The organism is Mesorhizobium sp. M0062 (assembly GCF_040323125.1).
Taxonomy (GTDB): domain Bacteria; phylum Pseudomonadota; class Alphaproteobacteria; order Rhizobiales; family Rhizobiaceae; genus Mesorhizobium.
This window is the reverse complement of the sequence record NZ_JAMYUO010000005.1, coordinates 197,901-219,396: the sequence shown is the minus strand read 5'-3', so window position 1 is coordinate 219,396 and position 21,496 is coordinate 197,901. Positions and strand designations below refer to the sequence as shown.

At 62.6% G+C, this 21,496-nt stretch carries 21 protein-coding genes; 13 read left to right on the top strand and 8 right to left on the bottom strand.

All coding sequences use genetic code 11. The features are described 5' to 3' along the window. Nucleotides 1-28: 28 nt before the first annotated feature. Nucleotides 29-934, top strand: a complete 906-nt coding sequence (locus tag NKJ64_RS08985; RefSeq protein ID WP_352462392.1) for a phosphatase PAP2 family protein — start codon at nt 29-31, stop codon at nt 932-934. Nucleotides 935-964: 30 nt separating this feature from the next. Here NKJ64_RS08985 and NKJ64_RS08980 read toward each other — a convergent pair whose 3' ends face one another. After that, entirely contained in the window at nt 965-1,612 is a 648-nt protein-coding gene (locus NKJ64_RS08980) for an FMN-binding negative transcriptional regulator (RefSeq protein WP_023700865.1), read from the bottom strand. A gap of 212 nt (nt 1,613-1,824) precedes the next feature. Then, the gene (locus NKJ64_RS08975) at nt 1,825-2,499 is read right to left on the bottom strand and encodes an alpha/beta hydrolase (RefSeq protein ID WP_023669128.1); all 675 of its coding nucleotides are present in this window, start codon (nt 2,497-2,499) and stop codon (nt 1,825-1,827) included. A gap of 256 nt (nt 2,500-2,755) precedes the next feature. On the opposite strand from NKJ64_RS08975, the gene NKJ64_RS08970 reads away from it, so the two are divergent. The 7 genes from NKJ64_RS08970 to sufA all read left to right on the top strand — a co-directional run bounded on the left by NKJ64_RS08970 (nt 2,756) and on the right by sufA (nt 9,990). After that, on the top strand, nt 2,756-3,919 hold the full coding sequence (locus tag NKJ64_RS08970; RefSeq protein ID WP_023826174.1) for a cysteine desulfurase family protein: 1,164 nt from the start codon (nt 2,756-2,758) through the stop codon (nt 3,917-3,919). Nucleotides 3,920-4,104: 185 nt separating this feature from the next. After that, complete coding sequence (sufB, locus tag NKJ64_RS08965; RefSeq protein ID WP_352462390.1) at nt 4,105-5,622, top strand: Fe-S cluster assembly protein SufB; 1,518 nt, start codon at nt 4,105-4,107, stop codon at nt 5,620-5,622. 27 nt (nt 5,623-5,649) lie between these two features. Then, the gene (sufC, locus tag NKJ64_RS08960; RefSeq protein WP_023684862.1) at nt 5,650-6,405 is read left to right on the top strand and encodes a Fe-S cluster assembly ATPase SufC; all 756 of its coding nucleotides are present in this window, start codon (nt 5,650-5,652) and stop codon (nt 6,403-6,405) included. Between the two features lie 43 nt (nt 6,406-6,448). After that, a complete protein-coding gene (gene sufD / locus NKJ64_RS08955; protein ID WP_352462389.1) occupies nt 6,449-7,717 on the top strand; it encodes a Fe-S cluster assembly protein SufD in 1,269 nt (422 codons plus the stop codon). A 137-nt stretch (nt 7,718-7,854) separates the two neighbouring features. Further along, nucleotides 7,855-9,096, top strand: a complete 1,242-nt coding sequence (locus tag NKJ64_RS08950; RefSeq protein WP_023826172.1) for a cysteine desulfurase — start codon at nt 7,855-7,857, stop codon at nt 9,094-9,096. Nucleotides 9,097-9,117: 21 nt separating this feature from the next. Next, complete coding sequence (locus tag NKJ64_RS08945) at nt 9,118-9,504, top strand: SUF system Fe-S cluster assembly protein (RefSeq protein ID WP_023709315.1); 387 nt, start codon at nt 9,118-9,120, stop codon at nt 9,502-9,504. A gap of 105 nt (nt 9,505-9,609) precedes the next feature. Beyond that, the gene (gene sufA, locus NKJ64_RS08940; RefSeq protein ID WP_013532156.1) at nt 9,610-9,990 is read left to right on the top strand and encodes a Fe-S cluster assembly scaffold SufA; all 381 of its coding nucleotides are present in this window, start codon (nt 9,610-9,612) and stop codon (nt 9,988-9,990) included. 143 nt (nt 9,991-10,133) lie between these two features. Here the strand turns inward: sufA and NKJ64_RS08935 are convergent, their stop codons facing one another. Beyond that, on the bottom strand, nt 10,134-10,631 hold the full coding sequence (locus NKJ64_RS08935) for a GFA family protein (protein ID WP_023706439.1): 498 nt from the start codon (nt 10,629-10,631) through the stop codon (nt 10,134-10,136). A gap of 83 nt (nt 10,632-10,714) precedes the next feature. Between NKJ64_RS08935 and NKJ64_RS08930 the strand changes: the two genes are divergently transcribed. After that, nucleotides 10,715-11,038 carry a TfoX/Sxy family protein gene (locus tag NKJ64_RS08930; protein WP_023669120.1) on the top strand — a complete coding sequence of 108 codons (324 nt, stop codon included), beginning with the start codon at nt 10,715-10,717 and terminating at the stop codon, nt 11,036-11,038. 25 nt (nt 11,039-11,063) lie between these two features. Further along, nucleotides 11,064-11,558: a GNAT family N-acetyltransferase gene (locus NKJ64_RS08925; RefSeq protein WP_023826171.1), complete on the top strand. Its 495-nt coding sequence runs from the start codon at nt 11,064-11,066 to the stop codon at nt 11,556-11,558. Between the two features lie 34 nt (nt 11,559-11,592). Here the strand turns inward: NKJ64_RS08925 and NKJ64_RS08920 are convergent, their stop codons facing one another. Next, nucleotides 11,593-12,510, bottom strand: coding sequence for a pseudouridine-5'-phosphate glycosidase (locus NKJ64_RS08920; RefSeq protein ID WP_352462387.1), 918 nt, complete (start codon nt 12,508-12,510; stop codon nt 11,593-11,595). A gap of 70 nt (nt 12,511-12,580) precedes the next feature. Next, complete coding sequence (locus NKJ64_RS08915) at nt 12,581-13,525, bottom strand: carbohydrate kinase family protein (RefSeq protein ID WP_023826169.1); 945 nt, start codon at nt 13,523-13,525, stop codon at nt 12,581-12,583. A 282-nt stretch (nt 13,526-13,807) separates the two neighbouring features. Here NKJ64_RS08915 and recA point away from each other — a divergent pair, with 282 nt between their 5' ends. After that, the gene (recA, locus tag NKJ64_RS08910) at nt 13,808-14,911 is read left to right on the top strand and encodes a recombinase RecA (RefSeq protein WP_023669117.1); all 1,104 of its coding nucleotides are present in this window, start codon (nt 13,808-13,810) and stop codon (nt 14,909-14,911) included. A 271-nt stretch (nt 14,912-15,182) separates the two neighbouring features. Further along, nucleotides 15,183-17,849: an alanine--tRNA ligase gene (gene alaS / locus NKJ64_RS08905; protein WP_352462414.1), complete on the top strand. Its 2,667-nt coding sequence runs from the start codon at nt 15,183-15,185 to the stop codon at nt 17,847-17,849. Nucleotides 17,850-17,962: 113 nt separating this feature from the next. Here alaS and NKJ64_RS08900 read toward each other — a convergent pair whose 3' ends face one another. From NKJ64_RS08900 to NKJ64_RS08890, 3 genes are read right to left on the bottom strand one after another with little or no spacing between them, the layout of a single operon-like run. After that, nucleotides 17,963-18,547 carry a demethoxyubiquinone hydroxylase family protein gene (locus tag NKJ64_RS08900; protein ID WP_352462385.1) on the bottom strand — a complete coding sequence of 195 codons (585 nt, stop codon included), beginning with the start codon at nt 18,545-18,547 and terminating at the stop codon, nt 17,963-17,965. 14 nt (nt 18,548-18,561) lie between these two features. Beyond that, nucleotides 18,562-19,176: a glutathione S-transferase family protein gene (locus tag NKJ64_RS08895; RefSeq protein WP_023690203.1), complete on the bottom strand. Its 615-nt coding sequence runs from the start codon at nt 19,174-19,176 to the stop codon at nt 18,562-18,564. Nucleotides 19,177-19,186: 10 nt separating this feature from the next. Beyond that, nucleotides 19,187-20,398, bottom strand: a complete 1,212-nt coding sequence (locus NKJ64_RS08890) for an NADP-dependent isocitrate dehydrogenase (protein ID WP_023669114.1) — start codon at nt 20,396-20,398, stop codon at nt 19,187-19,189. 217 nt (nt 20,399-20,615) lie between these two features. On the opposite strand from NKJ64_RS08890, the gene NKJ64_RS08885 reads away from it, so the two are divergent. Beyond that, nucleotides 20,616-21,464 carry an RNA methyltransferase gene (locus NKJ64_RS08885; RefSeq protein WP_352462383.1) on the top strand — a complete coding sequence of 283 codons (849 nt, stop codon included), beginning with the start codon at nt 20,616-20,618 and terminating at the stop codon, nt 21,462-21,464. Nucleotides 21,465-21,496: the final 32 nt, after the last annotated feature.

The window sequence follows — 21,496 nt, the reverse complement described above, 5'->3', positions numbered from 1 at the left end:
GCTCTTCAATGATCGCGCCGAGCTCCGCATGTTGATGAAGTCGCCATCGCCGGCGCGTGCCGCTTTGCCTGCCATGCTCCGGCAGTCTGTCGCTAATTTCCGCGATACTTTCGGGATTGTACGGCATCGCCTGGCGACGCGCCCGGCGCGCTACCCGAAAATCCTGTGGTCGGTCTGGGTTGTGGCCTGGCTTTTGCTGACGATCGCGGTGTCGCTCCGTTTCGACCATCTTGCAGGGACCATGGCGAGGGAGTGGGCTTCAGGCTCGACCAATGTCTTCCGCATCGCCGAGTTTTTTACCTTCTTCGGCCTAGGCGGCTGGTATCTTGTCCCGTCGGTATTGGTGCTGATTGCCGCGAATCTGACGGATTGGCGCAGCCGTTCCCGGCGCGCGCGGATGACCTTCTACAACTGGACCTGCTTTGCTTTCATGGTGCTGGGTTCGATCGCACTCTCGGCCATGGTCGTCAACGTGCTGAAATATGGCGTGGGCAGAGCCAGGCCGATGAATTTCGACAAGCTCGGCGATCTGTCGCTGCATCCTTTTTCCTTGGAGGCGCGCTTTGCCAGCTTCCCGTCCGGCCATGCCACGACCATGGGCGTCATTTTCGGCATTGCACTGCTGTTGTTGCCCCAGCGCAGATGGGTGCTGCTGGCAGCAACCTTGTCGGTCGCATCGACCCGGATCTTTATCGGCGCGCACTACCCGAGCGACACTGTCGCCGGATTCGGCCTTGGCTGTGCTGTTGCCATCGTCTGCGCGATGGTGCTTGGCCGGCTGGGATGTATCTTCCGCTACACGGCGTCGGGGTTGCCGGTTGCAAAAACTACGTTCCGCCTATTCCGTCGGGCTCGCAAACCAAACCAAAACGATGCGCCGAGACAAGACGAATTTCCGCATTGGAGCAGCGCCGGCAAGCAACTGAATTGCTGACGCCTTTGGAACCATCTAAGACCACCCCAGCTAGCTGTCGATGCCACCCCAGCTCCGCACCAGCCGAGCCATGTCAGGCGCGCCGGCGGCGTCCTTCTCCAGCCCTTCGGCGACACCGACGCGGTCGGCGACAGGCCGGTTCTGGCTGACTTTCCACTTGCCGCTGATTTCGGCGATCTCGATCTCAAGCCCGACAATGCCCTTGATTTGCGACTGGATGAAGGTCGGCGGCGCATCGGTCACCGCCCAGGGTGCCTCGCGGGCGCCTTCCTGCGACAGCGTCAGCTCGGTGATCTGCTGTGCGATCCAGGCGGAATCCTCGATCACTCTGACGGTTCCTCGCACCTGGACAATGGCGTAGTTCCAGGTCGGCACGACCTTGCCGGTCTCGCGCTTGGTCTCGTACCAGGACGGCGTCACATAGGCGTCGGCGCCCTGGAAGACGACCAGCACCGGCGATGTCGGATTGTCGGCCAGCTGACGCCATTGCGGGTTGGCCCTGGCCAGATGGGCGCGCAGCCGGCCATTCGGCCCAACCTCTGCATCAAGCAGGAAAGGAATGGCATTGGCGACCGGGCCATCGGTGCCGTTGGAGATCAGCAACCCCAGCGGATGCGTCCGGATCAGCCCGTGCAGGACGTCCGGCCGCGTTTCCTGGAAATGGGGAGGCTGGTACATGATCGGTCATGCCTTCTTGCGCTGGCTGAACCGGCATTGTGCACCGTTCAGCCGAGCCGCGCCACATGTCAGGCTGGCTTCACCGTTTGGATCAGCCGAAATGGCATTGTCGCGCCCATGATGGGCACGACTGTGACGGCATCGGACCGGGAGTTTTTGTTTTGACGCAATTCCGGACGGAAAACCCGTTTACACTTTTCCTGGAATTGCTCTTAGCGCAGCCGCTTCGGCCGCGGATCGGACAATTCGCCGGCCAGCCGTCGGTCGAGATAGTCGGCGCATTCCTCGAGCAGCAGATCGGCGTCGTTGGCGAAGAAGTGGTTGGCGCCTGGCAAGGTCTTCTGCGTGATGGTGATGCCCTTTTGCGTGTGCAGCTTGTCGACCAGGCCCTGCACATCCTTGGGCGGCGCCACCTTGTCGGCATCGCCATGGATGATCAGACCCGATGACGGGCAGGGCGCCAGGAACGAGAAATCATAGGTGTTGGGCTGCGGCGCGATCGAGATGAAGCCCTCGATCTCGGGCCGGCGCATCAGAAGCTGCATGCCGATCCAGGAGCCGAAGGAATAACCGGCCACCCAGCAGCTCTTGGAATCCGGATGCAGCGACTGCACCCAGTCGAGCGCTGCGGCGGCATCCGACAATTCGCCGGTGCCGTGGTCGAATTCGCCCTGGCTGCGGCCGATGCCGCGGAAGTTGAAGCGAAGCGTGGTGAAATCGCGCTTCTGGAACATGTAGAAGAGGTCATAGACGATCTTGTTGTTCATCGTGCCGCCGAATTGCGGGTGCGGATGCAACACGATGGCAATCGGCGCGCTCTTCTCCTTGGAAGGCTGGTAGCGGCCCTCCAGGCGGCCGGCCGGACCGGTGAAAATGACCTCAGGCATGAAATACTCCAAATGGCATACGAATGCGCGGCGCCCGGAACAACTCTTTACTCTAGCCCCAGCCCTTCCGGGCCTTGACGCAGGGCAAGCGTCTTCTTAGAAGCTAGTTTAGAATTGTTCAAAACTGGATAGCCAGCCGTGACGGCCCGGCCATCCTCGCCGCAAGCCGCGTAAATAGGACGTCTTGCCTTGCAATTTCAAGGAAATAACGCGCTATCCTTGCGGAAAGGGTCTTGACGGGATCGATTGGGTGAAAATGGCCGCAGCACGCGCCTATCTCGACTACAATGCCAGCGCGCCGCTCATTGCCGAGGCGCGCGAGGCGATGATTACCGCGCTCGATCTCGTCGCCAATCCGTCGTCGGTGCATGCCGAGGGGCGCGCGGCGCGGCGCCTGATCGACACTGCCCGGCGCGATGTGGCGGCACTTGTCGGCGCCAAGGCCGAGCATGTCGTCTTCACCTCCGGCGCGACGGAAGCCGCATCGACGCTGCTGACGCCGGATTGGCGGATGGGCCGTGGCACGGTGCGCATGAGCCGGCTCTATGTCTGCGAGGCCGACCACCCTTGCCTGTTGAACGGCGGCCGCTTCCCGGCAACACAGGTTTCGCAGATCGGCGTCGACGCCGATGGCATCGCTGACCTCGCTCAGCTGACAGCCGCTCTGGCCGCGCATGACAAGGCCGAAGGCCTGCCGTTGGTCGCGATCCATGCGGCCAACAACGAGACCGGCGTCATCCAGCCGATTGATCGCATCGCCGCAATCGTCAAGGTCGTGGGCGGCATTCTGGTGGTCGACGCGGTGCAGGCTGCGGGCCGCGTTCCCATCGATATGTCAGCGGCTTACGCCGACTATTTGATTCTGTCTTCGCACAAGATCGGCGGCCCCAAGGGTGTCGGCGCCGTCGTTGCGGCAGCCGATCTGATGATGCCGAAGCCGCTGATCAATGGCGGGGGCCAGGAAAAGGGCCATCGCGGCGGCACCGAAAACCTGGCGGCCATCGCCGGCTTTGGCGCTGCGGCGCGGCAGGCTTTGGCCGGACTGAACCATGTCGATACGCTTGCGCACCGCCGCGACGAAGTCGAAACCATCATCAAAACACTGGTGCCGGACCCAGAAATCTTCGGATCCGGCGCGCCAAGGCTTGCCAACACGACATTCTTCGCTATTCCCGGCGTGAAGGCCGAGACGGCGCAGATCGCGTTCGATCTGGCCGGCGTGGCGCTGTCGGCGGGATCGGCCTGTTCGTCGGGCAAGGTCGGGCCGAGCCATGTGCTGAAAGCCATGGGTCATGGCGACAGCCTGGGCGCTTTGCGCGTGTCCATCGGTCGCGCAACGAGCGCCGGGGACATCGAACTGTTTCGTACGGCGCTGGCCGAAATCGCCCAGCGCCGGGCGGGCAGGGAACAAGCCGCCTGAAGGCGACAAAGAATTCAGGCCTCGCGGCCTGGTAGAGCCGTGCGTTTGCAAGTGGCCGGGTGAATTCCCGGCCGAGACGCACTATATGAAACTTACGCCGCCTTCGGCGCCTCATGGGCAGCCCTCGGCGATGCCATAGTTTGAAAACTGTCGGGCCTTGACCCCGGCGTGGATGGAGAACGCTTATGCCTGCTGTGCAGGACACGATCGATCGGGTCCGAAAGATCGACGTCGACCAGTACAAATACGGATTCCAGACAGAGATCGCGATGGACAAGGCCCCCAAGGGCCTGAGCGAAGACATTATTCGCTTCATCTCGGCCAAGAAGGATGAACCGTCCTGGATGCTGGAATGGCGTCTGGAAGCCTATCGGCGCTGGTTGACCCTGGAAGAGCCGACCTGGGCGCGCGTCCATTATCCGAAGATCGATTTTCAGGACCTCTATTACTACGCGGCGCCCAAGAGCACGCCCGGCCCGACCTCGCTGAGCGACGTCGATCCCGAGCTGTTGAAGGTCTACGAGAAGCTCGGCATTCCGCTGCGGGAACAAGAAATCCTCGCTGGCGTGCAGAAGACCGACGTCTCCGATCTCGAGGAGCCCAGCGACAATGTCTACAAATCGGGCCGTGTCGCGGTCGACGCGGTGTTCGATTCCGTTTCCGTCGTCACCACGTTCAAGAAGGAACTGGCGCAGGCCGGCGTCATCTTCTGCTCGATCTCGGAGGCCATCCGCGAGCATCCGGAGCTGGTGCAGAAATATCTCGGCTCGGTCGTGCCGACATCCGACAATTTCTACGCCACGCTGAATTCGGCTGTCTTCACCGACGGCTCGTTCGTCTTCCTGCCCAAGGGCGTGCGCTGCCCGATGGAGCTGTCGACCTATTTCCGCATGAACGAGAAGAACACCGGCCAGTTCGAGCGCACGCTGATCATCGCCGAGGAGGGGGCTTACGTCTCCTATCTCGAAGGCTGCACGGCGCCGCAGCGCGACGAGAACCAGCTGCATGCCGCCGTCGTCGAACTGGTGGCGCTCGACGATGCCGAGGTCAAATATTCGACGGTGCAGAACTGGTACCCCGGCGATGCCGAGGGCAAGGGCGGCATCTACAATTTCGTCACCAAGCGCGGCGACTGCCGCGGCCACCGTTCGAAGATCTCGTGGACGCAGGTCGAGACCGGTTCGGCGATCACCTGGAAATATCCCAGCTGCATCCTGCGCGGCGACGATTCCTCCGGCGAGTTCTATTCGATCGCTGTGTCGAACGGCTACCAGCAGGTCGATAGCGGCACCAAGATGATCCATCTCGGCAAGAACACGTCGAGCCGCATCATCTCCAAGGGCATTGCCGCCGGCTTCTCGCAGAACACCTATCGCGGCCAGGTCTCGGCGCACCGCAAGGCGACCAACGCCCGCAACTTCACCAATTGCGATAGTCTCCTGATCGGCGACCAGTGCGGCGCGCACACCGTGCCCTACATGGAAGCCAAGAACTCGACGGCGCAGTTCGAGCATGAGGCGACGACGTCAAAGATTTCCGAGGACCAGAAGTTCTACGTCATGCAGCGCGGCATCCCGGAAGAGGAGGCGATCGCGCTGATCGTCAACGGCTTCGTCAAGGATGTCATCCAGCAGCTGCCGATGGAGTTCGCGGTCGAAGCGCAGAAGCTTATCGGCATCAGCCTCGAGGGCTCGGTCGGCTGACCGGACAATATATCCAGGAAAGAAAAAATGCTTGAGATCAAGAACCTGCATGCCCGCATCGTCGATGACGGCACCGAGATCATCCGCGGCCTGAACCTGACGGTGAAAAACGGCGAGGTCGCTGCCATCATGGGTCCGAACGGCTCGGGCAAATCGACGCTGTCCTACATCCTCGCCGGCCGTGAGGACTATGAGGTCACCGAAGGCGACATCCTCTATAACGGCCAGTCGATCCTCGAAATGGATCCGGCCGAGCGCGCCACCGCGGGCATCTTCCTCGCCTTCCAGTATCCGATGGAGATACCTGGCGTCGCGACCATGGAATTCCTGAAGGTGGCGATGAACGAGCAGCGCAAGGCGCGCGGCGAGGAGCCGCTAAAAATTCCGGAATTTTTGAAGCGGGTGAAAGAGGCGGCAGCCTCGCTCTCGATGGACATGGCGATGCTGAAGCGGCCGCTCAATGTCGGCTTTTCCGGCGGCGAGAAGAAGCGGGCCGAGATCCTGCAGATGAAGCTGCTGGAGCCAAAGCTCTGCGTGCTCGACGAGACCGATTCAGGCCTAGACATCGATGCGCTGAAGATCGTCTCGGACGGCGTCAACGCGCTGCGTTCGCCCGACCGTGCCATCATCGTCATCACCCACTACCAGCGCCTGCTCGAGCACATCGTGCCCGATAGCGTGCACGTCCTATACAAGGGCCAGGTGATCAAGTCCGGCGACAAGTCGCTGGCGCTCGATCTCGAAGCCAATGGCTATGCCGGCGTGATCGGCGAAGCCGCGTGAGACGCCAGAAGGCCATTTTATGCTGAAAGGCGGGGCAAAACTGATGAATATGCATACACAACCCCAGCGCACGCAGGCCGAAACGGCGTTGATCGACGCTTTCGGCGAGCGTCTGTCGTTGCTGCCGGGTGACGGCGCGGTGATGCTGAAGCGCGACGACGCCATCGAGGCGATCAAGCACGGGCTGCCGACGCGGCGCATCGAATCCTGGCATTACACTGACCTGCGCCGGCTGTTGACCGCGGTGCCGGCATTCGATCCGACGGCCGCCGCCAAAACGCTAACGCCCATCGTCGAAGGTTCCGCCGTGCTGGCGGTTCTGAACGGCGTCTCGAGTGCGAAATTCCCCGCGATCGAGGGCGTGACGATCCAGCGCCTGTCGGAAAAGCTGACCGACGGCTCGATTGCACCCGGCCTCGAGCCCTATGGCAGCGATGACGCCATCGGCGCGCTGAACACTGCTTTCGTCGCCGACGGCTATTTCGTCGACATCGCCGATGGCGCAGCACTGGAAAAGCCGATCGAATTGCAGAACCTGCAAGCCGGCGGACAGACCCATGTGCGCTTTCCCGTGCGTGTCGGCGCCGGCGCCAAGGCTGCGATCGTCGAGCGTCAGGCGGGCGAGGGCGCGGCTCTGGCCAGCTCCGTCAGCCAGCTGGTGTTGGGCGAGGGCGCCGAGGTGACCTGGCTGATCATCCAGGAACAGCCGGAAACGGCCACCCATCTGGCGCAGTTCAAGGCGCATCTCGGCAAGAATTCGAAGCTGACGCTGTTCTTAATGAATGCCGGCGGCAAGCTTGTGCGCCAGGAGATCGTGGTGAAGACCACGGGCGAAGGCGCCGATTTCAAATTGCGCGGCATCAACCTTCTGGCCGGCGACACCCACACCGACGTGACCATGGTGCTCGACCATGCCGTGCCGCATACGACATCGACGGAAGTGATCCGCAATGTGGTGACCGGCAAGGCGCGCGGCGTCTTCCAGGGCCGCATCAACGTCCACCAATACGCGCAGAAGACCAACGCTAAGATGGCCTGCAACACGCTGCTTTTGTCGGATGATGGCGAGTTCTCGACCAAGCCGGAGCTGGAAATCTTCGCCGACGACGTCATCTGCGGCCACGGCGCGACCGTTACCGAGATCGACCACAACCATCTGTTCTACCTGATGGCGCGCGGCATCGACGAGAAGAGCGCCCGTGGCCTGCTGGTCAAGGCGTTCGTCGCCGAAGTGATCGAGGAACTGGACGACGAAACCATCGTCGAGGCCCTGGAAACAAGGCTGGACGACTGGTTCGTGGCCCATGGGTAAGCACCTCTTTCCCTTCTCCCCTTGTGGGGTCCGAAGGACGGGCGAGGCAAGTGACTCGCCCCGGGCGGTGGCCGAGCGAAGCTCGGTCGGATGAGGGGTGCGTGACGAAGTGAGGCGGTGCCTCAAGAGAGCTTGTAATGGACCAGAAGATCGAAACAACCCCATACGACGTCGAGGCGATCCGCCGCGACTTCCCGATCCTGTCGCGCGAAGTCTACGGCAAACCGCTGGTCTATCTCGACAATGGCGCCTCGGCGCAGAAGCCGCAGGTGGTGCTGGATACGATCCAGCACGCCTATTCCCAGGAATACGCCAACGTGCATCGCGGCCTGCATTTCCTGTCGAATGCCTCAACCGACGCCTATGAGAAGGCGCGCGAGACGGTGCGCCGTTTCCTCAATGCGCCAAGCACCGACAACATCGTCTTCACCTCCAACACGACAGCCGCCATCAACACCGTCGCTTACGGCTATGGCATGCCCAATATCGGCGCGGGCGACGAGATCGTGCTGTCGATCATGGAGCACCACTCCAACATCGTGCCGTGGCATTTCATCCGGGAGCGGCAGGGCGCCAAGCTGGTCTGGGTGCCGGTCGACGATCTCGGCATCTTCCACATCGAGGACTTCGAAAAGCGCCTGACCGACAAGACCAAGCTCGTCGCCATCACGCATATGTCGAACGCGCTGGGCACGGTAACCCCGATCAAGGAGATCGTGCGCATCGCGCATTCGCGTGGAATTCCCGTACTTGTCGACGGCAGCCAGAGCGCCGTGCACATGCCGATCGACGTCCAGGACCTCGATTGCGATTTCTTCGTCTTCACCGGCCACAAGGTCTACGGGCCCTCCGGCATCGGCGTGCTCTACGGCAAGAAGGACATTCTGCAGGGCATGCGCCCCTTCATGGGCGGCGGCGAAATGATCGAGGAGGTGACTGAAGACATCGTCACCTACAACGAGCCGCCGCACCGCTTCGAGGCCGGCACGCCGCCGATCGTGCAGGCGATTGGCCTGGGTGCAGCATTGGAATACATGGAAAAGGTTGGCCGCGAGCGCATTGCCGCCCATGAGGCCGATCTCAAGACCTATGCGCATGAACGGCTGCGCGCCATCAACTCGCTGCGCATCTTCGGCGACGCGCCGGACAAGGGCGCCATCATTTCTTTCGAATTGCAGGGCATTCATGCCCATGACGTGTCGATGGTGATAGACAGGCAGGGTGTTGCCGTCCGCGCGGGCACCCATTGCGCCCAGCCGCTGTTGAAACGCTTTGGCGTAACCTCCACATGCAGGGCATCGTTCGGCATGTATAATAACAGGGCCGAAGTCGACGCTTTGGCCGATGCGCTGGAAAAAGCGCGCAAGTTCTTCGGGTGACAGGTTCTTTGGATGACGACCATGGATGATGCGAGCCACACCACCGCGCCGGAAGCAGCCATCAATCCGCTGGTTTCCGCCTCGGCCATTCCCGCCGACGAGCTGGCGCGGCTGACCGACGACATCGTCTCGGCGCTGAAGACGGTCTATGACCCGGAAATACCGGCCGACATCTATGAGCTCGGCCTCATCTACAAGATCGACATCGAGGACAACCGCGCGGTCAAGATCGACATGACGCTGACCGCGCCCGGCTGTCCGGTGGCCGGCGAAATGCCCGGCTGGGTGGAAAACGCCGTCGGCGCCGTCGAAGGCGTCTCTGGCGTCGAGGTCAACATGACCTTCGACCCGCCCTGGTCGCCCGACCGCATGTCGGAAGAGGCGCAGGTGGCGGTGGGCTGGTACTAGGTTGACTGAGGTTGGTGCACTTGCACCAGTGGTAAAACTTCACCATTTTAGGTGAGGAATCATTCGGCAGGCCTTGAACCTGCATGGGATGGAAGAGGAAAGAGAATGGGACGCTTCGCCGTCATCACGATGACCGAAAAGGCAGCCGACCGGGTGCGCGAGATCGTCGCCACGCGCGACAATGCGCATGGCATTCGCCTCGGCATCAAGAAGGGCGGCTGCGCCGGCATGGAATACACGGTCGACCTGGTGACCGAGCCCAACACCAAGGACGACCATATCGAACGCGACGGCGCGCATGTCTATGTCGCGCCCGAGGCTGCCCTTTTCCTGTTCGGCACCGAGATGGATTTCGAGCAGACCACGCTGCGCACCGGCTTCACCTTCCACAACCCGAACCAGAGTTCGGCCTGCGGCTGCGGCGAATCCGTCGAACTGAAGCCCGCCGACCTGAAGGCGCTGGCTGAGGCGCGCGCTTCGGCCTGATCTTCCTTATCCCCGTTCACGGGGAGGTGAGGAATGGTCCGCGCAGCGGGCGAAAAGCCAATTGCTTGGCTTTTCGAATGACGAACGGCCCGAAGGGCCGGGTGAGGGGCAGTGCTAACCATCGCAAGTCGCGCTCCGAGCCCTCACTTCACCCACATCTTCGTCCGCTTGTGCCAGTCGGCGATCGATTCCTCGGGATAGACGTCGAACGCCTTGTCCTTTTTGCCGATCACCGGCTCGACCCAACTCGCCTTGTATTTCAACATCAGATGCACCTTCTCCGGCGGCTTCGGCAGCTCGCTGTCGATTGCCGAGGCGAAGGGGTGGACCAGGTCCGGCCATGTCGGATCGTAGAGCCAGAGCGCCGAACCGCACTTCTTGCAGAAATTGCGCTCGCCCGTCGAAATCTCACACTTTGGATGCTCGTCGTCCGCGATCTCTGCCTGGTAGACGCCGAGATTGCGCTTGCCCTTGATTTTCAGCGTCTTGTAATCGGCGCCGAGATTGATGGCGAAGCCGCCGCCGCCCTGCTGCTTGCGGCAGATCGAGCAGTAGCACAGCATGAACGGCACCGGCGTGTTGCTCTCCACCTCGAAATGGACGGCATCGCAGCGGCAGGATCCCTTGAGCAGCAGCGGCATGACAAAACTCCGACGGATGGCTCTCAACTTGCCAGCATGGTTTTTGGTTGCAGCCATGGCAAGCCCGGTGACATGATTGCGGCATGGACAATGAACGCATCGAAGAGCTGTTCGAAGGCCTCGGCCCGGTCAGTATCCGAAAACTGTTCGGCGGCAAGGGTATCTATTTCGACGGCGTCATCGTCGCCATCGTGCTGCGCGGCGAATTGCTGCTCAAGGCTGACGAGCAAAGCGCGCCCGATTTCGAAGCCGCCGGCTGCAAGCAATGGACCTATACCGGCACCCGCCACGGCAAGCTGGTTGCGATGCCGTACTGGAGCATTCCCGACGACGCGTTTGATGACCCTGACGAGATGAGGGTGTGGGCGCGCCGGGCGTATGAGGCGGGACGCCGGGCGGGGAAGTAGTAACCCTGGGGCATTTCTCATGGCTATGTTCATCAGACCAGAGCGACCTGACGATAAGCAGACCATTCACGACCTGACCATCGCGGCTTTCGAACCCACGCCGTTCAGCGATGGTTCGGAGGCTCCGATCATTACCAAGTTGCGGAATGATGGTGATCTGACGGTTTCGCTTGTTGCCGTCAGAGGTGGAGACATCGTGGGGCACGTAGCCTTCTCGCCAGTTACGGTTGGAGTTGAAAGCGACGGATGGTACGGGCTTGGTCCGGTATCTGTGTGGCCGGATAAGCAGCGGCAAGGCATCGGAAGTGCATTGATCAACGAGGGGCTTGCGATCCTCAAGACGAACGGAGCAAAAGGCTGCGTCTTGATCGGTGATCCAGCCTATTACGGGCGCTTCGGCTTCAGAAGCGACGGCAATTTGAGCTATCAAGAACTGCCCGCGCAATATGTGCAATCACTCCCCTTCCAGAGCGAGCCCGCGACCGGGCAGCTGAAATTCAGCCCTGCATTCGACCGGTAGGACAGATTCAAAGCCGAGGCGATTGGTTTTGACCCTACAGCGCCGTCGCAATCCTCGCCGCCAGCCGCGCATTGTTCTCGACCAGCGCGATGTTGGTCTTCAAGCTCCGGCCGCCGGTCAGTTCGAGGATTTTGCCCAACAGGAAGGGCGTCACCGCCTTACCGGTCACATTCTGCACTTCCGCCGCCGTCTGCGCGGCCTCGATATAGCCGGCCATCTCGTCGGCCGGGATTTCATCGTCCTGCGGCACCGGGTTGGCGATCAGCATGCCGCCGACCAGGCCAAGTGCCGCCCTGGTCTTGTAGAAATGCGCGATCTCTTCCGGTCTGTGCAGGGTCAGCGGCGCGCGGAACGGCGAATGCCGCGACCAGAAGGCCGGCATCGTCTCGCAGCCATGGCCAATCACCGGCACGCCGCACGTCTCCAGCACTTCCAGCGTCTTTTCGATGTCGAGGATCGCCTTGGCGCCGGCCGAGACGACGATGACCGGCGTGCGCGCCAACTCGTCGAGATCGGCCGAGATGTCGAAGCTCTTTTCCGCGCCCTTGTGGACGCCGCCAATGCCGCCGGTGGCGAACACCTTTATCCCGACCATGTCAGCGGCGATCATGGTGGCGGCGACCGTGGTGCCGCCGGTGCGGCCTTGCGCCACCGCAAAGCCGAGATCGGCGCGCGACAGCTTCATGGCGTCGCCGGTCAACGCCAGCGACTCGCGCTCGCCGTCGGAAAGCCCGATCTTGATGCGGCCGGCGACCACGGCGATCGTCGCTGGCACCGCGCCATTGTCCAGGATTATCTTTTCGACATTGGCGGCCATGGCGCCATTGTCGGGGTAAGGCATGCCATGGGTGATGATGGTGCTTTCCAGGGCCACGACGGGGCGGCCAGCGGCGAGCGCCTCGGCCACGGGCGCGTGGAGGTCGATGAAGGGGCGGGCGCTTTGCGGTGTCATGATGGTCTCCGATCCGGAGATCCGCGCGTCCGCTTGGACGTGGCGCTCCGGCAATGGCAATTGGCCGCCCTCATGCCATTTCCTGCGCGTCGGGCACAAGAGCCAGTGCCTCGGTGAAGGTCGCGGCGGTGAAGGCCGGCACGGCATCCGAACTTTCGATGGCGAGCGTCGCCGCGGCAACGCCTTCGCGGAGGGCCTGGCGCAATGCCAGGCCGCGCAGCAGGGCAGCGATGGTGGCGCCGGCCAGCGCGTCGCCGGCGCCGGTGACGTCGGCGACTTTTCTCGGCGCCGGCGGCAGGATAGAGAAGGCGCCGGCTTCGTCGAATCCCAGCACCGGGCCGTCGCCCGCCGTCACCACGCCACTGGTGAGGCCGCTGCAGCGCAGTCCGTCGACGGTCTCGCGCTCGGTGGCATTGGCATCGACGCCGGCCAGCACCATGGCCTCGCGCCGGTTCATGAAGACCTGCGCGAGTTCCTTCAGCACCGGTATCAGCCGCACCACCTTGGCCGGCGAAATGGCGATGGCGAACACCGGCTTGCCGGCGGCGAGCCCCACCAGCCGCTCCAGCGCCGTTGATGGCAGATTGGCGTCGCAGAGCACCGCATCGGCCTCGGCGACCACCTCGCGCACCTTGGAGCGGCGGATCTGCTTGGGGAACGCCAAATCGTAGAGCGCCATATCGGCAAAGCCGGTGATCAGCTCGCCGTCGCGATCGATCAGCGCCGTGTAGCTCGGCGTCGTGCGGTCGAGGAAAACCGCCGACAGGTCGGCAATGCCGGAGTCGGCGATGGCGCGCGCAACCGTCTCGGCCGAGGCATCGCCGCCGCGCACCGACAAAAGCGAGGCCGAGACGCCGCGCCGCACCAGGCTGCGCAGCGCGTTGAAGACGCCGCCGCCGACATCCTCGCGCATCGTGCCGGGGTTGGACGCCGCGGGCACGTACGTGCCCGACACCTGGCCGCGGCGATCGATATGGGCGCCGCCCACCGCCAGTATCTTTGCTGATTTCACCATAACGGCGATATGACCTTTGTTATTCGAGCCGCACAAGCGCTACGCTGTGCGGCGGAGCTTCGCAGGCAAGCCGGCGATTCGGCCGATCGAAACAGCCGGCGCGTCTGGCCCAATGGTGGATACATCCGGAAACGAAACCATGAGACAAAAAAAGAACAAATCCGGATAAAGGTTGCTTTTCAGATATTTGACCCCTCTTGCCAAACGAGAACAAAAGTAGTACAAAATGGGCAGGGATTACGGATTGTCCGGCCTTCATTGACGACCAAGGGGTGATGTATCATGGCTCAGAATTCTTTGCGGCTTGTAGAGGACAAAGCGGTGGACAAATCAAAGGCTCTGGACGCGGCGCTGTCGCAAATCGAGCGCGCCTTCGGCAAGGGCTCGATCATGCGGCTTGGCGCCAACGAGCAGGTCGTCGAGATCGAAACCGTGCCGACCGGATCGCTGGGCCTCGACATCGCGCTTGGCGTCGGCGGCCTGCCGCGCGGCCGCATCGTCGAGATCTACGGGCCGGAAAGCTCGGGCAAGACGACGCTGGCGCTGCACACGGTGGCGGAAGCCCAGAAGAAGGGCGGCATCTGTGCCTTCGTCGATGCCGAGCACGCGCTCGACCCGGTCTATGCCCGCAAGCTCGGCGTCGACCTCGAAAACCTGCTGATCTCGCAGCCCGACACCGGCGAGCAGGCGCTGGAAATCTGCGACACGCTGGTGCGTTCCGGCGCCATCGACGTTCTGGTGGTCGATTCGGTGGCGGCGCTGACGCCGCGCGCCGAAATCGAAGGCGAGATGGGCGATTCTCTGCCCGGTCTTCAGGCGCGTCTGATGAGCCAGGCGCTGCGCAAGCTGACCGCCTCGATCTCGCGCTCCAACACCATGGTCATCTTCATCAACCAGATCCGCATGAAGATCGGCGTCATGTTCGGTTCGCCCGAAACCACGACCGGCGGCAACGCGCTGAAATTCTACGCTTCGGTGCGCCTCGACATCCGCCGCATCGGCTCGGTCAAGGACCGCGACGAGGTCGTCGGCAACCAGACCCGCGTCAAGGTCGTCAAGAACAAGCTGGCGCCGCCCTTCAAGGTGGTCGAGTTCGACATCATGTATGGCGAGGGCGTGTCCAAGACCGGCGAACTGGTCGATCTCGGCGTCAAGGCCGGCGTGGTCGAGAAGTCGGGCGCCTGGTTCTCCTACAATTCGCAGCGTCTCGGCCAGGGTCGCGAAAACGCCAAACTGTTCCTGCGCGACAATCCCGACACGGCGCGCGAGATCGAACTGGCACTGCGGCAGAATGCCGGGCTGATTGCCGAGAAGTTTCTCGAAAATGGCGGCCCCGAGCGCGGCGAAAGCGACGACGGCTTCGAGGAAGAATCCGGCGCCATGTAGGGCACGGCCAGAGTTCGGCCATAAATCCAGTCCATTATCCGATGCTTAAGTAACCGAGTTCTTTAGTATTGCGTTTCAAACCGCCGGCCTTCGCGCCGGCGGTTTTCGTTTTTGGGCAGCGTGAAGCCGGCTTGGCAGTTGCCGGATTGGCCCAATTCCGTGTTTCTGGACAGGGTGGGGCGTGCCCGCTAAAAGGCCAAGTCAATCTTCTAAAAAGCAGAGACCAGTGTCCGCCGGCCGTGCCGGCGGTTTTCGCGAAAAGGCAGCACTCATGAGTGGCGTGAACGAGATCCGGTCGACATTCCTCGACTATTTCCGCAAGGAGGGCCACGAGGTCGTGGCCTCGAGCCCGCTGGTGCCGCGCAACGACCCGACGCTGATGTTCACCAATGCCGGCATGGTGCAGTTCAAGAACGTCTTCACCGGCCTGGAGAAGCGGTCCTATTCGCGCGCCACCACTGCGCAGAAAAGCGTGCGCGCCGGCGGCAAGCACAACGACCTCGACAATGTCGGCTACACCGCGCGCCATCTGACCTTCTTCGAAATGCTCGGCAATTTCTCCTTCGGCGACTATTTCAAGGAGCGCGCCATCGAACTGGCCTGGAACCTGATCACCAAGGAGTTCGGGCTGAACAAGGACAAGCTGCTGGTCACCGTCTATCACACCGATGACGAGGCGGCCGGCTTCTGGAAGAAGATCGCCGGTTTCTCCGATGACCGCATCATCCGCATCCCGACCTCCGACAATTTCTGGGCTATGGGCGACACCGGACCGTGCGGGCCGTGCTCGGAAATCTTCATCGACCGTGGCGAGCACATCTGGGGCGGCCCTCCCGGCAGCCCGGAGGAGGACGGCGACCGCTTCCTTGAATTCTGGAACCTGGTGTTCATGCAATATGAGCAGGTCACCAAGGATGAGCGCATCGACCTGCCGCGGCCGTCGATCGACACCGGCATGGGCCTGGAGCGCATGGCCTCCATCCTGCAAGGGGTGGAGAGCGTCTTCGAGACCGACCTGTTCCGTCATCTGATCGATGCGGCCTCGTCAGCGCTCGGGCAGGGACCCGACAAGGAGACGGTCGCCTCCTTCCGCGTCATTGCCGATCATCTGCGCTCGTCCTCTTTCCTGGTTGCCGACGGCGTGCTGCCGTCGAACGAAGGCCGCGGCTATGTGCTGCGCCGCATCATGCGCCGCGCCATGCGCCATGCGCAGTTGCTCGGCGCCAAGGAGCCGTTGATGTGGAAGGTGGTGCCGGCGCTAGTGCGTGAGATGGGCCAGGCCTATCCCGAACTGCTGCGCGGCGAACAGCTGATTACCGAGACGCTGAAGCTCGAGGAGACCAGGTTCCGCAAGACGCTGGTGCGCGGCCTCGGCCTGCTCTCGGAGGCGACGGATACGCTGCACGCCGGCGATATGCTGGATGGCGAGACGGCGTTCAAGCTCTATGACACGTACGGCTTCCCGCTCGATCTGACGCAGGACGCACTGCGCCAGCGCAACATCTCGGTCGACCTTGCCGGCTTCACCCATGCGATGGAGCAGCAGAAGGCCGAAGCGCGCAAGCATTGGGCTGGCTCCGGCGACGCGGCCACCGAGACCATCTGGTTTTCTGTACGCGAGAAGGCCGGCGCCACCGAATTCCTCGGCTACGAGACCGAACAGGCGGAAGGCCTCATCCAGGCCCTGGTCAAGGACGGCAAGACAGTCGATAGCGCCGGCAAGGGCGACGCGGTGGCGGTGGTCGTCAACCAGACGCCGTTCTATGGCGAGTCGGGCGGCCAGATGGGCGACACCGGCATCATCTCCGGCGAAGGTTTCTCGATCGAGGTTTCCGACACGCAGAAAAAGGCCGACGGCCTGTTCGTGCATCTGGGCAAGGTGACGAACGGCACGGTCAAGCCAGGTGCAGCCGTCGAGCTGAAAGTTGACCATGCGCGCCGCACCCGGCTGCGTGCCAACCATTCGGCAACGCATCTGATCCATGAGGCGCTGCGCGAGGTGCTGGGCACCCATGTCGCGCAGAAAGGTTCGCTGGTCGCGCCCGAGCGCCTGCGCTTCGACATCTCGCACAACAAGCCGATCTCGGCCGAAGATCTCGAAGAGGTCGAGCGCATGGCCAACGAAATCGTCGTCCAGAACAGCCCGGTGACGACGCGGCTGATGTCGGTCGACGACGCCATCGCCGAAGGCGCCATGGCGCTATTCGGCGAAAAATACGGCGACGAGGTGCGTGTCGTCTCGATGGGCACCGGCGTGCATGGCGCCAAGGCCAATAGACCCTATTCCGTCGAACTTTGTGGCGGCACCCATGTTCGGGCGACCGGCGATATCGGCCTGGTCCGTGTCGTCTCCGACAGCGCAGTCGCCGCCGGCGTGCGCCGCATCGAGGCGCTGACCGGCGAAGCCGCACGAAAATATCTCGACGAGCAGGACAGACGCCTGAAGGCGACGGCCGCTGTGCTGAAGATCTCGCCGGCCGACGTGCCGGCGCGTGTCGAGACGCTGCTCGAGGAGCGCAAGAAGCTCGAGAAGGAGCTGAGCGAAGCGCGCAAGAAACTGGCGCTGGGCGGTGGTGCCGCGGCCGATGCTCCGGCCACCACCGAAACCGTCGCCGGTATCGGCTTCCTCGGCAAAGCGGTTTCCGGCGTGTCGCCGAAGGATTTGAAGCCGCTGGCCGATGCCGGCAAGACTTCGCTCGGCTCAGGCGTCGTCGTCTTCGTCGGTGCGGGCGAAGACAACAAGGCAAGCGTCGTGGTCGCCGTGACGGACGATCTCGTCGGCCGCTTCAGCGCTGTCGATCTTGTGCGCGTTGCCTCGGCCGCATTGGGCGGGCAGGGCGGTGGCGGACGGCCCGACATGGCGCAAGCCGGCGGCCCGGACGCCTCCAAGGCCAATGATGCGATCGCCGCGGTGAGGGCGGCGCTGGAGGCGGCCTGAAAGCCACCCTATGCCTGATCTGGTTTTGTGTGCGGCTTTCCGGCCTTCGCCGCCGTGCTTGCCATTCTGTGGCTGATAGTGGCAAGCCGGCAATCAGCTCTTAGACGGTCCGTCTAGCTAGTTCTTTTCGCCGCCTTCAGGGCGCGCGTCATTCTGCTGGAATCGCCCCAGGTGGACAGCCAGATCAGCACGTCCGCGGCCATCGAAATCAGCGACCGTAAAAAGTTCAGCGCCGGGCCGGGCGATTTCAGCTGCTCTTCGGCGTGATGAAGATGGGCGAGCTCTTCCTCGCGGATCGCCAGGATGATGCCGTGCAAGTCGTGGTCGCGGTTGGCGAGAAAAAACAGCTGATCATCCAGATGGCGGTGCGCCGCCGCTTCAACAGCCGCCGTGCAGGCCCAGATGCCTTGCGGACCAATCAGGGCGGTCACAAAACCCAGCAGCCAGCCACCCCAGCTCCAGAATTGCATCACCCGGCACGGTCGCGCCTTCCGCGCCGGCATGGCGGCACGGAAGGCGGCGCAATGCGTGCGCTCGTGCCCGAGCATCTCCGACAAGGATGGCACGCAATCCGGCCAGAAGCGCCTGGCGACAAGAATCTGCGCCGAATAGATCCTGATCGCACCGAACTCACCGGCGTGGTTGACCCTGACAATTCTGGCGATGGTGAGCGCGTCCTGGCGAGATGGGTCAGCCATGGCCCGAACCCATATCAGCCCGCCGCCAGGCTCGGACGTTTTGCGATGCCGTCCCACCAGGCCTGGATGTCGGCGAACGCCGCAAGCAGCTTTTGCCCGTCGGCGACCTTGACGAAATAGGCGATGATGGATGCCGCATGCAGGTCGACCAGCGTCAGCTGGTCGCCGAGCAGCCACGGCCCGGGAGGCTTGAGTGCGGTGAGCACCCGCAGCACCGTTTCCGCCTGGCGCAGCCCGTTGGCGACCAGTGCCTCGTCTGGCGCTTCCTTCTCAAGCCGCTCGACGGCGACGTCCCAGACCATCGATCTGTAGGCATAGGCGTCGAGCATGCCGATGATCTGGTTCATCGTTGCGCGGGTGCGGGCGTCTTTTGGCTGCAGTGCCGGGCCGTCGAACGCCTCGTCGACATAGCGGGCGATTGCGCTGGTTTCGAACAGGCGAAACCCGTCATGCTCGACGGCCGGAATGCGGCCGAAAGGGTGATGCTCGAAGTACCAGGCGGGAGTGCCCTCGGCGGCAAAGACATCGACCGGCACAAGGTCGTAGTCGATGCCTTTTTCCGCCAGCACGAGGCGGACGATGCGCACATAGACGCTGTAGTCCGCCCCGTAGACGACCGGCTTGGCCATGGCTGCCGGCTTACGCCATCGCCTTCTGCAAATTCTCGTCGATCTTGTCGAGGAAGCCGGTGGTCGACAGCCATGGTTGGTCGGGACCGATCAAGAGCGACAGGTCCTTGGTCATGAAGCCGCTCTCAACCGTCTGGATGCAGACCTTCTCCAGCGTGTCGGCAAATCGCTTCAACTCGGCATTATCGTCGAGCTTGGCGCGGTGGGCGAGGCCGCGCGTCCAGGCGAAGATCGAGGCGATCGAATTGGTCGAGGTTTCCTCGCCCTTCTGGTGCTGGCGATAGTGGCGCGTCACGGTGCCGTGCGCGGCCTCCGCTTCCACCGTCTTGCCGTCCGGCGTCATCAGCACGGAGGTCATCAGGCCAAGCGAGCCAAAACCTTGCGCCACCGTGTCGGACTGGACGTCGCCGTCATAATTCTTGCAGGCCCAGACGTAGCCGCCAGACCATTTCAGGGCGGAGGCCACCATGTCGTCGATCAGCCGGTGCTCGTACCACAGCTTCTTCGCCTTGAACTCGGCCTCGAATTCAGCCTCGTAGACCTCCTGGAAAATGTCCTTGAAGCGGCCATCATAGGCTTTGAGGATGGTGTTCTTGGTCGAGAGATAAACCGGATAGTTGCGCAGCAGGCCGTAATTCAGCGAGGCGCGGGCGAATTCCCGGATGGAGTCGTCGAGATTGTACATCGCCATGGCAACGCCGGCGCCGGGTGCGTCGTACACGTCATGCTCGATCACCTTGCCGTCCTCGCCGACGAACTTGATGGTCAGCTTGCCCTTGCCGGGGAAGCGGAAGTCGGTGGCGCGATACTGGTCGCCGAAAGCATGACGGCCGACGATGATGGGCTTGGTCCATCCCGGCACCAGACGCGGCACGTTCTTCATGATGATCGGTTCGCGGAAAATGGTGCCGCCGAGAATGTTACGGATGGTGCCGTTCGGCGACTTCCACATCTTCTTCAGCTTGAATTCCTCGACGCGCTGCTCGTCGGGCGTGATCGTCGCGCATTTCACGCCAACGCCCCATTTCTTGATGGCATTGGCCGAATCGATGGTCACCTGGTCGTTGGTGGCGTCGCGGTGCTCGACGCCGAGGTCGTAATATTCGAGCTTCAGGTCGAGATAAGGGTGGATCAGCTTGTCCTTGATGAACTGCCAGATGATGCGGGTCATCTCGTCGCCGTCGAGCTCGACGACCGGGTTCGCCACCTTGATCTTCGCCATGAAAAGAATGCCTCGCTTTTGGGGAACTAAACGGCCTTGCCCGCATGGCTTCGGCCGGGGATGCGGAGCGTATATCAAAGCCTATTTGGCCGCGCAAACGCCGATCCGTGCAGAATGGGTCGTCTGTGCCGCGACCGGTGTTTTGCAAAAGCTTCATTTTGCCGAGCGGATGTGGCAGGGAACGCTGAAATGCCGCAAACAGCAGTTCATTGAGATCATGTCCGCCGTCGGTCATCCTGAAAACGCATCCGCCGCCGGGCCGGCGATCATCCTGGTCGAGCCGCAGCTCGGCGAGAATATCGGCATGGTTGCGCGCGCCATGGCCAATTTCGGCCTTGCCGAACTGAGACTGGTCAACCCGCGTGACGGCTGGCCGAGCGAGAAGGCGCGCGCCGCCGCCAGCCGCGCCGACCATGTCATCGATTCCGTAACAGTGTTCGGCGATCTGGCGTCCGCCGTCGCCGACCTCAACTTCGTCTTCGCCACCACGGCGCGGGAGCGCGACGGCTTCAAACCAGTGCGTGGTCCGGTCGAGGCGGGCAGGGCGCTGAGGGCGCGTCAGATGGCCGGCCTGCGCACCGGCATCTTGTTCGGCCGCGAGCGTTTTGGGCTCTACAATGACGAGGTCGGGCTGGCCGACGAGATCGTCACCTTTCCGGTCGATCCCGGCTTTTCGTCGCTCAACATCGCCCAGGCCGTGCTGTTGATGTCCTATGAATGGATGAAATCCGGCCTGGAGGACGAGACGGCGACTAATTTCTCCAGTCCTGAAATGAAGCCGGCGAGCAAGGAAGAGTTGCACGGCCTGTTTGCCTATCTCGAAGGCGCGCTCGAAGCGCGCGGTTATTTCCGCCCGGCGCCCAAGAAACCCAAGATGGTCGACAATCTGCGCGCCGTCTTGACGCGCGCCGGTTTCGCCGAGCCGGAACTGAAAGTGCTGCGCGGCATCATCTCGTCGCTCGACCGGTTTTCGCCGGCCATGCCGCGCGGTGACGGCTCGCCGGGAGACGATCCAAGGCGTTTGCCGGCCGCTGCGCGAAAACCCCAGGCAGATAAAGAAGATTAGAAATCGCTAAGCTTCGAACGGCTGAAGTAACC